Source organism: Lysobacter sp. Soil_N_51 (assembly GCF_057655755.1).
This window is the reverse complement of sequence record NZ_JBDGLR010000010.1, coordinates 200605-214513: the sequence shown is the minus strand read 5'-3', so window position 1 is coordinate 214513 and position 13909 is coordinate 200605. Positions and strand designations below refer to the sequence as shown.

The window sequence follows — 13909 nt, the reverse complement described above, 5'->3', positions numbered from 1 at the left end:
ATGCGACCCAGGCAGCACCCGGCGCCCGGCGACTGCCGATTGCGGCCTGGAAGGTCCCGCCGGCGCAGCGTGAACCTTTTTCCCCATGCACCGACTACCTTGGGGACGAGTGAAGGAGAGTCCGTCAGTGGACGAACACGCATCCGACCGCGAACCCATCGACCAAGCGCGCGCCGACCTGTTGCTGGTCGTGCGCTGCCAGTTGGGCGAGCGCGCGGCGTTCGACGATCTGATCCGGCGCTGGTCCGGCTCGCTGCATCGGTATGCGCTGAAGCTGTGCAATGACCCCGAACTGGCCGACGACCTCACCCAGGAGGTGTGGCTGCGCGCGTTGCAGGGGCTGGGAAAACTGCGCGAGGCCGCGCAGTTCCGCGCCTGGCTGTTCGGGATCGCGCACCGCAGCTTCATGGACCGGCTGCGAACCCGCTATGCCATGCCCGTGGACAGCGGCATTGATCTCGATGAGCTGGCGACGGTCGAGGCGGACGACGACGACGAGGATATGGAGCGGGCGCTCGCCGTCGGCATGGCGTCGCTGCCGTTGATCGAACGCGAAGTGTTGACGCTGTTCTACCTCGAAGAGCTGTCGCTGGCGGATATCGCCGCCGCGCTGGGCATTCCGCTCGGCACGGTCAAATCCCGGCTGTTCCGCGCCAGAACGCTGTTACGCAAACACATTGTCCCGGAGGCATCGCGCTCATGATCATCCAATCCTCGCCACGCTCGCTGGAGGCGGAACTGCGGCAGCTGACCACGCATGCGCTGTCCACGCGCTCACGCTATGGCCATGTCGCCTTGTTGTTGGCGGCGCTGATGATGAGCGTGCTGCTCGGCGCATTGCTCGCAACCGAGCCTGCGTTGTCGGGCCGCACCCGGGTCGCGCTCACGGTCATGCTCGGCATCGGTGCCAGTTGGGTCGTGTATGCGGTGTGGGTGCTGCGTCATCGCAGGCCTCTGCTGGCCAATCACCGGGTGGTGGCGGGCTGGATGGCGGTGACGTTCACCACGCTGTTTTTCGCCGGCGCATCGGCGATGGCGCTCACCGCGGGCGGCCCGGTTTACCAGGCCGCGGCCGCGATGGGCGCCGCGATGCTCGCCGTCGCGGTGGCCGTGCTGATTCAGGCCTGTCGCAACTTCGCCCGACTGCAGGCCCGGCGCCGCGAACTGGAACGGCAACTGGGCCTATGACGAACGCCGCGGCGTGGATCAGGCTGCCGACGCATCCGTCCGCGGCAGTTTGGCGATCACCTTGATCTCGAACTGAAAGCCGTACAGCCAGGTCACGCCGATGCCGGTCAGGGTCGGGTATGGCGCGCTGCCCCAGTAATCGGGCAGAACGCTCCAGATGGTGTCGAAGTTCGTTTCGGGATCGACGATGAACACGGTCACGTCGACCACATCGTCGAACGTGCAGCCCGCGGCTTGCAGGATCGCGTTGAGGTTGTCGAACGCGCGTCGCACCTGCGCGGTCAGTTCGGGCTCGGGCGAACCGTCTTCGCGGCTGCCCACTTGGCCGGAGACGAACAGGAAACCGTCGGAGCGGATCGCTGGCGAGTAGCGATTGCGTTCGTAGAGCGCCTGGCGCCCGGCGGGGAAGACCACGTCGCGTTTGTTCACTGAGTTATCTCCATCGAGGAATCGCAGCCGACCCGCGCTGCAACGATGCCAGGACTCTAGGACACAGGTTCCGGCGGATAAACAGGCCAGTACGGTCATCACTGTCCGTAGAATCCAAACAATCCCCGACCCGGCCGGAGCACGGATGGACCGTTTCGATGCGATGCAGGCCTTCGTTCGCGTGGTCGAAGCCGGCAGCTTCACCAAGGCGGCGCAGACCCTGCACATGAGCAAGACCAGCGTGACCCAGCTGGTGCAGCAACTGGAAGCGCGCTTGCGCGTGCGCCTGCTCAACCGCACCACGCGCAAGCTCGCCGTCACCGCCGACGGCGCCGCTTACTACGAGCGCGTGGTGCGCCTGTTGGCCGACATGGACGATGCCGAGACCAGCCTGTCCAGCGCCTCGGCGGCGCCCAAGGGCCGGTTGCGGGTCGACGTGCCCAGCCCGCTCGCGCGCATGATCCTGATGCCGGCGCTGCCCGCGTTCCACGCGCAATACCCGGACATCCAGTTCGACATGGGCGTGAGCGATCGTATCGTCGACCTGATCGGCGAACACGTCGACTGCGTGGTGCGCGGCGGCGCGCTCACCGATCAGTCGCTGATGGCGCGGCATGTCGGCGATCTGCAACTGCGCGTGTATGCGGCGCCTAGCTATCTGCAGCGCGTCGGCGCGCCGTCGCATCCAAGCGAACTGGAGGACAGCCATCACCGCATCGTCGGCTTCCATTGGGCGCGCAGCGGCAAGGTCTTTCGCTACGCCATGCAGCGCGGCGCAGAAAGCATCGACGTGCAAGGCCGCTACGTGCTCGCGGTCGACGACGGGAACGCCTATCTCGCCGCGGGCCTGGCCGGCATGGGCGTGCTGTGGTTGCCGGATTACATGGCGAAGGCGCATGCGGCTAGCGGCGAACTGATCCCCTTGTTCGAGGATTGGCGGATGGAACCGATGCCGTTGTACCTGGCGTTCCCACCCAACCGACATGTCAGCCGCAAACTGCGGGTGTTCATCGACTGGATCACTGAGCTGATGGCGCAGCACGCGCCGATCACCACCCGGCCCGATCCATGAACGCCGTCGCGGAAGCGTGATCCAGGTCGAATCATGACCGCCTGATCAGACAGTCCGTGCCATCGACGCGACTGGACGGACCGAACGGCGCGTGGCTATCATCCCAGCGCCTGAATACGCACGCAGATCCTCACGCAAAGGGCCCCTTGCAACCGAGGAGCCGCCCATGCGTGCGCAGTCCAGCCTTGAAACGATCCCGCAACCGGATGCGCAAACCGGACTCGCCCAATGGCGCGAGCTGACGCGCCAGGCCAACGCGGCCTTCGACCGACGCCAGATCGCGCATGCGCAGCGCCTGTACCGGCAGGCATTGCAGACAGCGCTCGCGCTGATCGCAAGTCCGGCGCTCGCCGCCTGCCCTGACGACTGCCTCGCCGCCCTGGTCGTGGCCCATCACAACGTGTCCGAAACCCATCGCCAGCGCCGCGATCCGGCCGGCACGCTCGACCACTTGTGCCTGCCGCACGAAGCCCTGATCCGGATCGCCGCCGATCCGCTTGCGCCCGATGCCGCGCGTCGCCGCGCCGTGCATCACCTCAGCCGCACCCGACTCGCGCTGCTCGACTGGCAGACCCGCCACGGCGCATGCGCGAGAACCCAAGCCCTGTTGCGCGATGGTCTGTCGGCGTTGTCGTCGCTGGGCGCAGCCGCGCTTCACTGATTCGCTTTGCCCCCTCTCCCGCCTTCGGAAAACCCGCCATGACTTACGCGCTTCCCGCCCTGCCCTACGCCTTTGATGCACTCGAGCCGCATATCGATGCGAAGACGATGGAGATCCATCACAGCAAGCATCACCAGACCTACATCAATAATCTCAACGCGGCGCTGCAAGGCAGCGAACACGACGGCGTCGCGGTGGAAACGCTGATCGCCGAGATCGACCGCCTGCCCGAACACCTGCGCGCACCGGTGCGCAACAACGGCGGCGGCCATACCAACCACAGTCTGTTCTGGACGGTCATGGCGCCCGCCGATCAAGGCGGCGGCGGTCGACCCGACGGCGCGTTGGCGCAGGCGATCGAGTCCGACCTCGGCGGCTTCGACGCCTTCAAGGACGCCTTCACCAAGGCCGCGCTGACCCGCTTCGGCAGCGGCTGGGCGTGGTTGGTGGTGAGCGCGGACGGAAAGCTCGGCGTCGAGAGCAGCGGCAATCAGGACAGCCCGCTGATGCGTGGGATTGGTTCGGGCGGCGTGCCCATCCTCGGCCTGGACGTGTGGGAGCACGCGTATTACCTGAAGTACCAGAACCGGCGGCCGGACTACATCGCCGCGTTCTACAACGTGGTGAATTGGCCGGAAGTGGCGAGGCGGTATGCACAGGCGCAGAACTGATTCCCGCGCCGGGGGCGCGATGAGCGGCGCGCGCGCGACGGTGTTCGGTCGCAGGTTGAGCGTGGCGCAATGGTTCGGGCTGGCGATCCTCGCGCTGGGCGCGATGGCGATGATCGCCGACGCGTGGCGCTTCATCGACAGCGTGCCGGCGGTGCGCGCCGCGTTCGTCGGCGGTTCGGTCGCGGCGCTGGCGACGGCACTGGGTGCGCTGCCGGTGTTGTTCTCGCAACGCCTGTCCGATCGCATCCAGGACACTCTGTTCGGATTCGGCGCCGGGGTGATGCTGGCGGCCTGCGCGTTCTCGCTGATCATTCCAGGCCTGGCGGCGGCGCAGGCCACCGCCCAGTTCGGCGGTGGCGAACGCGGCGCCAGTCTGGTGATCGGGCTCGCCGTGCTGCTGGGCGGCGCGACGATCATGCTGATCGATCGAGTCGTGCCGCACGAGCACTTCATCAAGGGCCGCGAAGGACAGTCGCCGGGAAAACTGCGTCGCACCTGGCTGTTCGTGTTCGCTATCGCGCTGCACAACCTGCCCGAGGGCCTGGCGATCGGCGTGGGTTATGCCGGCAACGAGGGCGCGGTGCGCGCCAATGCGCTGGCGATCGGCATCGCGATCCAGGACGTGCCCGAAGGCCTGGTGGTGGCGGTGGCGTTGCTGGCCGCGGGTTATGGCCGGTTATGGTCGGTGTTCATCGGCGCCGCGAGCGGTCTGATCGAACCGGTCGGCGCCGTGCTCGGCGCGGCCGTGACCAGTCATTCGCACGCCTTGCTGCCGTGGGGGCTGGGCTTCGCCGCGGGCGCGATGCTGTTCGTGATCAGCCACGAGATCATTCCCGAATCGCATCGCAAGGGCCACGAGAGTTTCGCCACGGCCGGGTTGATGATCGGGTTCGTGTTGATGATGGTGCTGGATACTGCATTAGGTTGAAGCCGGCGCTGGGCTGAGGCCGGCACTGGGATAACGCGGCGCGACACAAGATCGCAGCGCATCGATCCGCGCCTTGCACGGCCCCCAGGGCGGTATCGCGAACCGCAGGCTGCAATCGCCGCCAGTGGTGTGCGTCCACAGGCCGATGTGAGCTGGATCATGGCGATTTCCTGGGCCTGCGCGATCCACGCGAACGAGCAGCGCGGATGATGGCAACCGCGCGCCTGCAGTTCCTGCACTTCACCGCAGCGAATGACGCTTCATGCTTCCGCCGTCACCTCGGCGGCGTCCGACGTTTCTTCGCCGCGCCCTCGGACCGGGCAATGTCGTTCTGCTCGGGCGGACGGTCCGCGCAGGTCAGCGCCACGAAATTTTTCGTCTGCGCCGATTCCTGATCGAGCAGATGCGCCAGCGCCAGACGCGCGATCGGTTGCAGGCCGGCGATGTCGCGATAGACGATGCCGGGCAACGCGAACCGGCGCATCGCCTCGGGCACGATCGACACGCCCAGTTCGGCCGCGACCAATGCCAGCGACGAGGCGAGTTGCGGCGCATGCTGGCCCAGGCGCGGTTCGAATCCGGCATGACGGCAGGCGCCGACGATCGCGTCGTGCAGGGTCGGGCCGACCGTGCGCGGCGTCAGGATCAACGAATCCTCGCGCAGTTCGGTCAGGTGGATCGATTTGCGCCGGCCGTCGCGCGCGGCCGGGTGCGCGCTCGGAAGCGCGGCGATCATCGCCTCGTCGAGCAGCGGATACAGACGCATGTCGCCGTTCTCGGAACCGTCCGGGCGCAGGAACGCCAGGTCCAGCGACCCGTCGCGCAGCTTCGCCGAAAGATAGGCGCTGTTGCCTTCCTCCAAGGTGAGTTCGACATCGGCGTAGCGGCGGCGGAAATCGCGGATCGCCCGGGTCGTCAGCGGCGCGAGGATCGCCGATGAAGTGAAACCAAGACGCAGCGCGCCGGTCTCGCCGCGCGCCGCGCGCTGCGCCTGACGCATCGCCGCGTTGGCCTGCTCGGGCAATGTGCGCACGCGTTCGAGAAAGGCGCGGCCCGCGTCGGTGAGTTCGGCGCCATGCGGTACCCGGTGGAACAGACGCGCGCCGATCTGGGTTTCCAGATCGCGGATCTGCTGGCTCAACGGCGGCTGGCCGATGCCGAGCCGTTCCGCCGCGCGGGTGAAGTTGCGCTCGTCGGCGACGGCCAGGAAATAGCGGATATGGCGCAGTTCCATCGATATCTCCAAAACATATGGAGCATGTAGGTTTCATATATTGGACGAATGAAACACGCGGCGCCATCCTGCCCGCATGAGCACGACACCCCTGCCGCTATCCGCCCTCGCCGCGCCGATCGAACGTGGCACCAGCGCCTATCGCCGCGCCAATTTCGCCCTGTTCCTGGCCGGCTGTTCGACCTTCTCGCTGCTGTACTGCGTGCAGCCGCTGCTGCCGGAGTTCGCGCGCGATTTCGCTCTCGCTCCGGCGGTCAGTTCGCTCGCGCTGTCGCTGACCACCGCGGCGCTGGCGATCGCGATCTTCATCGCCGGCGCGCTGTCGCAGCAGGTGTCGCGGCGACGCCTGATGTTCGCCTCGATGGCCCTGGCCGCGGCCTGCAACCTGCTCGCCGCGGTCGCGCCGGACTGGAGCTTGCTGTTGCTGGCGCGAACGATCGAAGGCGCGATGCTCGGCGGCGTGCCGGCGGTGGCGATGGCCTACCTGGCCGAGGAAATGGACCCGCGCCATCTGAGCGGCGCGATGGGCCTGTACGTCGCCGGCACCGCGTTCGGCGGAATGATGGGCCGGGTCGGCATGGGCTTGCTGGTCGAGATCGGTTCCTGGCGCTCGGCGATGGCGGCGATCGGCGCGTTCGGGCTGATCGCGGCGATCGGCTTCGCCGCGCTGCTTCCGCCGTCGCGCCGGTTCGCGCCGCGTCGTGGTTTCGTGGTGCGTCATCATCTCGAGTCCTGGCGCGCGCATCTGGCTCATCCGGGCCTGCTGCGTTTGTTCGTGATCGGCTTCTTGCTGACCAGCGTGTTCGTGGCGCTGTTCAACTACGTCGGTTTCCGCCTAGCCGGCGCGCCCTATGCTCTGGGGCCGGCAGGGATCAGCCTGATCTTCCTGGCTTACGTGTTCGGCATGTTCTCCTCGCCGTTCGGCGGCCGTCTCGCCGATCACTTCGGCGGACGCGCGCCGCTGATTGGCGGCATCGCGATCATGACCGCCGGCGCCGTGGTCACGCTGGCCGCTTCGCTGCCCTTGATCGTGGTCGGCATCTGTCTGATCACGATCGGTTTCTTCGTCGCCCATTCGGTCGCCAGCGCCTGGGTCGGACGGCTCGCGCGCGCCGACAAGGGCCATGCTTCGTCGTTGTATCTGTTGTTCTACTACTTCGGCTCCAGCGTGACCGGCGTGATCGGCGGCTGGGCCTGGCAGCACGGCGGCTGGACCGGCGAAGTCGCGTTGACCGCGAGCCTGGCGCTGGCGGGTATCGTATTGGCGACCCGGATCGAAGACCCACGCCAACCGGACAGCAGCGACGCGTGAGCGACAAGCAACCGCTGCTGTTTCTGCCCGGCCTGCTTTGCGACGAACGCCTGTGGCGCGATCAGGCGCGCGATCTGGCCGATATCGCCGCGCCGACCATCGCCGACCTGAGTCTGGACGACAGCGTGGCGAGCATGGCCGCGCGCGTTCTGGCTGATGCGCCGCCGCGGTTCGCCCTGGCCGGATTGTCGATGGGCGGCTATGTGGCGTTCGAAGTCCTGCGCCAGCAACCCGAGCGCGTCTGTCGGCTGGCTCTGCTCGACACCCGCGCCGCGCCAGACTCGCCGGCGCGCGCCGAGCAACGACGCGCCGGCCTGCGATTGCTCGAACGCGGACGCTTCGCCGGCGTCACCCAGCAATTGCTGCCGACGTTGGTGCACCCGCGCCATGTGCATTCGGCGATCGGCGCGGAGGTGCGGGCGATGGCGCAACGGGTCGGCGCGCACGCGTACCGGCGCCAGCAGGCGGCGATTCTGCAACGGCCCGATTCGCGACCGCTGCTGGCCTCGATCGCGGTGCCGACCCTGGTCGTGGTCGGCGAAGACGACGTGCTCAACCCGCCCGCGGCGGCCGAGGAGATCCAGCGCGGCATCGCCGGCGCGGTGCTCGCGCGAATACCCGATTGCGGCCATCTGCCGACGATGGAAGACCCGCTGCAAACCAATCCCCTGTTGCGGCAATGGCTGACGTGGTGATCGCAGCGCGCTGCATCCGTACTATCCGACTTCGACGATCGACTGGAGCAATGCAATGAACGCGGTGGACTTCGACAATACCGATCTGGATGCGCTGCTGCGCCTCAACCGCCTGCGCGCCGAAGCGGCAAGCGAAGCCGCGCAAGCGATCGAACGCCATTTCGCCGAGCGCTGTCAGGCGGATCGCCGCTTCGCCGTGTACGGAACCCTTGCGCCCGGCAAGCCGAACCATCATCACCTCAGCGATCTGGACGGCAGCTGGACGCCGGGGCACTTCGTCACCGGACGGTTGGAGCAATCGGGATGGGGCGCCGACATGGGCTACCCGGCCTTGCGCTGGTCCGAAGCGGGCGACGCGATCGAAGTGCAGCTATTCGCATCCGACGACTTGCCCGCGCACTGGGCGCGGCTGGATGCGTTCGAAGGCGACGAATACCTGCGCATTCTGGTACCGGTGCATGGCCCGGACGGATCGGTGACGGTGGCCAATGTGTATGCCGCGAGGCCCGATCGGCAAGCCTGATCGTGGCGCGAAGTCCGATCGACTTCGTGTCCGTTCGCAACCCGAAGCGTCGGCGACTGCTGCGCGCGAGCGACCTTGCCCTCGTCCTGATCGCATCCGAGAATGTGGACGGTGCATCGCGCCGCGGCGCCATCGACGGCGTCGCGCGCCGCATCCCTCTCCCCTTGAGAGCATCCTCATGGCCCGTAACCACCTCTCCACCTTGGCGCTCGCGCTGTTCACCACCGCGATGCTGGCCGGATGCCCGCAATCCCGGCCGCTGCCGACCGAAACACCCAAGGCGGACGCCCCGGCGCCCGCCCCGGCCGCGACATCCGCGCCGCAGCCCGCGAACGCCGATGTGTTCCGTTTCAAAATCGGCACGCTCGACGCGGTGGCGCTGAAAGACGGCGACATCGACGTCGCCAACGACGGTAAGACCTTCGCCATCGGCCAACCGGCCGATGCGGTCAACGCGCTGCTGACCGCGGCGGGCCAACCGACCGACACCCTGCACCTGAGCATTCAACCGCTGCTGGTGCGCAGCGGCGCGCAGGTGCTGCTGTTCGATACCGGCGCGGCGGATGCCTCGTTCGCGCGCGCCGGACGCTTGCCGGCGTCGCTGCGCGCGGCCGGCGTCGAGCCCTCGCAGGTCACCGACATCTTCCTCTCGCATCACCATGCCGATCATGCCGGCGGCCTGCTCGGCAAGGACGGCGCGCTCGCTTTCGCCAACGCCAAGATCCATCTGTCGGCGCCCGAATGGGATGCGATGAAGAAAGACGACGGATCCGCCAAGCTGGTCGCCGCGATCGCGCCGAAGGTCGAAACCTTCCAGCCCGGCGCGGCGATCGTGCCCGGCGTGGTGACCGCGGTGGCCGTCGACGGACATACCCCGGGCCACAGCGCTTACGAGATCGCATCTGGCGATCAACGCCTGCTCTACATCGGCGACAGCGCGCATCACTTCGTGATCTCGGTGCAGCGCCCGGAGTGGACCGTGCAATACGACCAGAACGCACCGTTGGCTCAGACCAGCCGGCGCGCGCTGATGCAACGCGCCGCCGACGGCAAGCTGCGCGTGTACGCCGTGCATTTCCCGTTCCCCGGCCTGGGCCAGTTCAAGGCTCAGGGCGACAGCTTCGTGTGGGAACCCGAACGCTGATCCCCGCGCCCGCGACGAAACGACGGGTGTATAAGCCAGCATGAGCGGACGTCGATGGCGACGTCCACTCACTGTGAGCGGCATCCGGTACTCCATGGCACAGGCCTGCATCGCTGATGAACCTGACGTCAACGGGCCCGATCGGACCCGTCTCAAGCCCACCTCCTGGTCATGCCCCGGCATGGCCGCTGAACGGCTACGGCCCGGTCCCGCCACCGGCGGTCTTTGGCGCTAAGCTCTCGCCACGGCGCGCCGAAGGATGCCGCGCGATCGCCGTTCCCGCTCTGATGCACTACGACGAGGTGCCTGCGATGAAATCCCTGAAACGTTCCGCTCTATGCCTGATGCTCGGCTTGAGCTTTTCCCTGGCCCTGTCGGCGCAGGCCCAGACCGTCGGCTACAACATCCGCACCGGCGACGTCTGGGTCGATACGCGGCTGGGCGAGATCAACGATTACGGCCGCCGTTATCCGGAGCCTTTCGTCGACGAAATCAGCGGCTACTACGGTGCGCCGCGTTCGTACGTCGAAGAGCTGCTGCAGCGTCGGCGCTGGGCGCCGGGCGATGTCTACTACGCCTGCGCGCTCGCGCGTTCGCTCGGCGTGCCTTGCCAGAACGTCGTGCGCGAGTACGACCGCAACCCCGGGCAGGGTTGGGGCGCGGTCGCCAAGCGCATGGGCATCAAGCCCGGCTCGCCCGCGTTCCATGCGCTCAAGCGCGGCGCGGTGACGACTTACGACCGTTGGGGCTATCCGATCCGTGTCGATCAGTCCGTGCATGTGAACTGGGCCGATCATGGACCCGGTAAGGGCCATGGCAAGTCGAAAGGACCCGATCACCGCTCGTACGACTCCGGCCATCCGTCTTCGCAAGGCCACGGCAAGGGCAAGAGCCACAAGGGCGGCGAATCGCACGGCGGCGGCAAGGGCCACGGCAAAGACAAGGGCCACGGCAACGGCAACGGCAAGGGTAACGGCAAGGGCCACTGAGCCATCCTGGGCCGTGTAGACGACGGCCCGTTCTTCTCGACCCGACCGAGCCGCGACGCGGTTTCGGCTGGGTCGACCACCCGCGGTTTTCCGTTCACGACATCGGCGACGGCGCGCTGCGTCACCACGTAATGGCTGGCGAAATCCTCGCTTTCATCACGCCGAAGCAGTTGTACGAATAGACATCGGGATCCTGCCGATCCGGGACGAACGAGCAACTGGCGCGATAGCCGGCGAAAGAACCGCCGCTGCAGGCCGCGGCATTCGCCCGTTACTTCAGGGCGACGGCGATGAACTTCGGCGTTCCGCCGACGCGCTCGATCAGGTCCTGGGTGCGCGCGGTCGTGGCCTCGAGCAGGATCGCGCCTTGCACGTCAACGCCTTGCTCGTCGCGGACGTCCGCTACTTCACTCTGCGCAAGCGCCGGTAGAAACCGCCTTCGGGCGTGCTGCCTTCGATGATCAATTCATCCCCGACCAGCTTGATCGGGCGAGGCTGATCGGTGCCGGTGTAACTCGGCATCAGGCTGCCTTGCACCTGATGGATCACCTTGCTCTGCGCTTCATCGACCCGGTAGGTGCCGAAGTACGCGACATAACCGTCGTAAGCGGCGCGGACTTCGCGCTCGCTGCCGTTCTGGTCGCCCGCGGCGAACGGCGGTGTCGCGGGCGTTCGCATGACCTGCGCGTGCATATGGCCCGTCGCGTCGTAGACGATGTATCCGAGCGGATGCTCGCCATAGGGGTGCCGGACGACGCCGGACGAATCGGTGTCGGTCATTTCCATGACCTGCCAGGTACCCACCAGACGGGAGCTCAGCGAGTCCGCGCGACCCTTCGCCGCGCTCGGACCCGCGGTGGCGCAGCCGATCAACAGACTCGCCGCTATCGAAACGAAAAAGCAGGCTTTCACCGATTCCTCCACTGAATTAAATGCGACAAAAGGTCGGTATCCGCGGGCTGCGACGCAAGCCGCATATGTCATTGATGACGCATGACGGAGTGGATCGCGGCGTCGCCTGTACCGCCGTGCACGCGTCTGCCGATGAGAATGGCCAGGGATTCAGGCGCGGACGTGGAACCAGCCCGCGCTCAGTCCAGCGAGCGATGCGACCGTCGCCTGGCGCCTCAATCGCCCGACATCGGCGCCGGATGCAGATGAATCGCCAACCAGACCGCTCCCTGCGAAACCCTTCGCACAGTGTGCGGTGTACCGGCGGGCAAGAACACATAACCGCCGGCCTGCAACTCGATGGTCTCGTCCGCGACCTCCAGGGTCGCCTCACCCTGCAGCAGCGCGACCCACTCGTCCTGGGCCTGCACGTATTCCATCGGAACCGTCGCGGCGGAGCTGAGGATTCGTTCGACGACCAGGTTTTTGTGCGCGAGCAAGGTCTCGAAGCGTTCGCCCCGGACAGGCGCATCGGCATCGGCGAACAGGTTTCCAGTCGGCATGCAAACGATCTCCTCTCCCATACGGCTCGACCTCGAATCGGCCGCGTCGCCAAGCCTGTTCGGCTGGATGCCGCCGTGAGACGCGAGCGTACACGATCGCCATCGATGTCGAGTTGAATCGTCTACGCGAACGCTGCATGCCGTCGATGCATGGTCAGGCCGAAATCGCCGCGACAACGTCGGAAATTCATCGCGGCTGCTTGGTGCTCTACCGCGGAATGTAAATCCCATCGGCGATGGCTTTACTGGTGGAAGCGACGGTGAAGCCGGTGAGGCGTGCAGGCACCTCGGTAGAAGGTAGCGGCTCGTAGACTTCCGATCAGCCGCGGTTAGGACGGGTTGTACGCCACCCATCCCTTGAACGTGAACGCGGCATAGAACAGTTCGACATTCTCGAATCCGGCGTCGCGCAACAACGCCTCATCCTGTTCGGGCGAAAGCATGGGCAGCCGGCTGTCGAGTGCGACGACCGATTTGCCCGCGTCCTGCGCGGGAATACCACCGGACGCCACCGCGAATTCCGCATAGCGATGAAGCCATTGCAGCTTGCGATCGTCGGGAACGCTGTGGTGGGCCACGATCAACGGCGCGCCGGGCTTGAGTCGTCGCCTGAGTTCGACCAGCGTGCGCAGGCGTTCTTCGGCGGGCAGAAAATGCAGGGTCAGCAGACAAGTCGCGCCGTCGAACGGGCCGACCGGCGCGGTGTCGATATAGCCTTCGCACAGTTCGACCCGCGATGCGAGCGGGCCGAGGGTTTCGCTCGCCAGTTTCAGCATCTCGGCCGACGGATCCACGCCGACGAAACGCCATTCGGGCTGCGCGTCGGCGAAGACCTTCAACTCCAGGCCGCCGCCGGCGCCGAGAACGAGCACTTCGCCATCGCCAGGAACCGCCTCGGCGAGCAGTAACGCCGTCATCTGCTGCAGGGCGTGAAAGCCGGGAACCTGCCTGACCGGGCCTTGTGCGTAACGAGCGACCGCTTGGGGATCTGAGAACGACAAAGCACCGCTCCACTTGGCGAGTTCAATACGGCTCATGCTAGCGCAGCGCGTTTGCGCCTGGCCGATCGCGGATGCTTCGATCTGTTCCATCGATGTATCGCTGCGGGCGTTGCGCGCAACAACGATCCATAATGCCGCGGGCGATTCGCTGTAAGCGGATACACTCGTCATCGCTTATTGCCGCCAAGCCCAGAACGACCCGCATGCCCACGAAAGCGCGACCCCGGCTGATGACGATTGGAGCGACCAAGTACTCATGGATCGTTCGTCCCATCGATCCCAACCACGTCGTCCTGAAAGTCTGGTCGAAGCAGCGAGGGCGCAAGGATTTCCCGCTCGAAGTCCGCATCCGCTTCGACGATCCATGGCTGAACTATGGCCCGATCATCACGGCGCCCAGCGAACGGCGCCACGAGCTTTTCGAACTGGCCCCCGTCACTCCGAAACTGGTGCGCTTGGCCATCGATGCCGCGATAGCGGCGGGCTGGAATCCGGAGCAAACGCGCGAGCATCGCTTGTTCGAACGAGGATCGAACGGCGATCTGGTGAGCGTGCAAAGGCCCTGACGCGCCGGAGCGTTCCTGGGCCGACATTCGGCTTTCACGCTG

The 13909-nt window shown here is 66.5% G+C and carries 17 protein-coding genes; 12 read left to right on the top strand and 5 right to left on the bottom strand.

What is annotated here, in order from left to right:
* The first annotated feature begins 127 nt into the window (after positions 1-127).
* Both AC3A4T_RS20290 and AC3A4T_RS20285 read left to right on the top strand, forming a co-directional pair.
* A complete protein-coding gene (locus AC3A4T_RS20290; RefSeq protein ID WP_487677037.1) occupies positions 128-703 on the top strand; it encodes an RNA polymerase sigma factor in 576 nt (191 codons plus the stop codon).
* A complete protein-coding gene (locus AC3A4T_RS20285; protein ID WP_487677036.1) occupies positions 700-1188 on the top strand; it encodes a hypothetical protein in 489 nt (162 codons plus the stop codon). Before AC3A4T_RS20290 ends, AC3A4T_RS20285 begins: the two co-directional genes overlap by 4 nt.
* 18 nt (positions 1189-1206) lie before the next feature.
* Here the strand turns inward: AC3A4T_RS20285 and AC3A4T_RS20280 are convergent, their stop codons facing one another.
* On the bottom strand, positions 1207-1617 hold the full coding sequence (locus AC3A4T_RS20280) for a RidA family protein (RefSeq protein WP_487677035.1): 411 nt from the start codon (positions 1615-1617) through the stop codon (positions 1207-1209).
* A 145-nt stretch (positions 1618-1762) separates the two neighbouring features.
* On the opposite strand from AC3A4T_RS20280, the gene AC3A4T_RS20275 reads away from it, so the two are divergent.
* The 4 genes from AC3A4T_RS20275 to AC3A4T_RS20260 all read left to right on the top strand — a co-directional run bounded on the left by AC3A4T_RS20275 (position 1763) and on the right by AC3A4T_RS20260 (position 4949).
* A complete protein-coding gene (locus AC3A4T_RS20275) occupies positions 1763-2689 on the top strand; it encodes a LysR family transcriptional regulator (RefSeq protein ID WP_487677034.1) in 927 nt (308 codons plus the stop codon).
* A gap of 91 nt (positions 2690-2780) precedes the next feature.
* Positions 2781-3350, top strand: coding sequence for a DUF2753 family protein (locus AC3A4T_RS20270; RefSeq protein WP_487677033.1), 570 nt, complete (start codon positions 2781-2783; stop codon positions 3348-3350).
* Positions 3351-3388: 38 nt separating this feature from the next.
* The gene (locus AC3A4T_RS20265) at positions 3389-4021 is read left to right on the top strand and encodes a superoxide dismutase (RefSeq protein WP_487677032.1); all 633 of its coding nucleotides are present in this window, start codon (positions 3389-3391) and stop codon (positions 4019-4021) included.
* A gap of 19 nt (positions 4022-4040) precedes the next feature.
* Complete coding sequence (locus tag AC3A4T_RS20260) at positions 4041-4949, top strand: ZIP family metal transporter (RefSeq protein WP_487677031.1); 909 nt, start codon at positions 4041-4043, stop codon at positions 4947-4949.
* A gap of 274 nt (positions 4950-5223) precedes the next feature.
* Here the strand turns inward: AC3A4T_RS20260 and AC3A4T_RS20255 are convergent, their stop codons facing one another.
* Complete coding sequence (locus AC3A4T_RS20255) at positions 5224-6183, bottom strand: LysR family transcriptional regulator (RefSeq protein WP_487677030.1); 960 nt, start codon at positions 6181-6183, stop codon at positions 5224-5226.
* Positions 6184-6259: 76 nt separating this feature from the next.
* On the opposite strand from AC3A4T_RS20255, the gene AC3A4T_RS20250 reads away from it, so the two are divergent.
* From AC3A4T_RS20250 to AC3A4T_RS20230, 5 genes are all read left to right on the top strand, one after another.
* Positions 6260-7495: an MFS transporter gene (locus AC3A4T_RS20250; protein WP_487677029.1), complete on the top strand. Its 1236-nt coding sequence runs from the start codon at positions 6260-6262 to the stop codon at positions 7493-7495.
* Positions 7492-8190, top strand: a complete 699-nt coding sequence (locus AC3A4T_RS20245; RefSeq protein WP_487677028.1) for an alpha/beta fold hydrolase — start codon at positions 7492-7494, stop codon at positions 8188-8190. Before AC3A4T_RS20250 ends, AC3A4T_RS20245 begins: the two co-directional genes overlap by 4 nt.
* Positions 8191-8245: 55 nt before the next feature.
* Positions 8246-8713 (top strand): gamma-glutamylcyclotransferase family protein, encoded by a 468-nt coding sequence (locus tag AC3A4T_RS20240; RefSeq protein ID WP_487677027.1) that lies wholly within the window; start codon positions 8246-8248, stop codon positions 8711-8713.
* A 178-nt stretch (positions 8714-8891) separates the two neighbouring features.
* Entirely contained in the window at positions 8892-9857 is a 966-nt protein-coding gene (locus AC3A4T_RS20235) for an MBL fold metallo-hydrolase (RefSeq protein ID WP_487677026.1), read from the top strand.
* Between the two features lie 311 nt (positions 9858-10168).
* Positions 10169-10846 carry a hypothetical protein gene (locus AC3A4T_RS20230; protein WP_487677025.1) on the top strand — a complete coding sequence of 226 codons (678 nt, stop codon included), beginning with the start codon at positions 10169-10171 and terminating at the stop codon, positions 10844-10846.
* 402 nt (positions 10847-11248) lie between these two features.
* On the opposite strand, the gene AC3A4T_RS20225 is transcribed toward AC3A4T_RS20230, so the two are convergent.
* The 3 genes from AC3A4T_RS20225 to AC3A4T_RS20215 form a co-directional block, all read right to left on the bottom strand.
* Positions 11249-11758, bottom strand: a complete 510-nt coding sequence (locus AC3A4T_RS20225) for a lipocalin-like domain-containing protein (RefSeq protein ID WP_487677024.1) — start codon at positions 11756-11758, stop codon at positions 11249-11251.
* Positions 11759-11973: 215 nt separating this feature from the next.
* Positions 11974-12300, bottom strand: a complete 327-nt coding sequence (locus AC3A4T_RS20220) for a cupin domain-containing protein (RefSeq protein WP_487677023.1) — start codon at positions 12298-12300, stop codon at positions 11974-11976.
* A 329-nt stretch (positions 12301-12629) separates the two neighbouring features.
* Positions 12630-13337: a class I SAM-dependent methyltransferase gene (locus tag AC3A4T_RS20215; RefSeq protein ID WP_487677107.1), complete on the bottom strand. Its 708-nt coding sequence runs from the start codon at positions 13335-13337 to the stop codon at positions 12630-12632.
* Between the two features lie 167 nt (positions 13338-13504).
* Between AC3A4T_RS20215 and AC3A4T_RS20210 the strand changes: the two genes are divergently transcribed.
* On the top strand, positions 13505-13867 hold the full coding sequence (locus AC3A4T_RS20210; protein WP_487677022.1) for a hypothetical protein: 363 nt from the start codon (positions 13505-13507) through the stop codon (positions 13865-13867).
* Positions 13868-13909 lie beyond the last annotated feature (42 nt).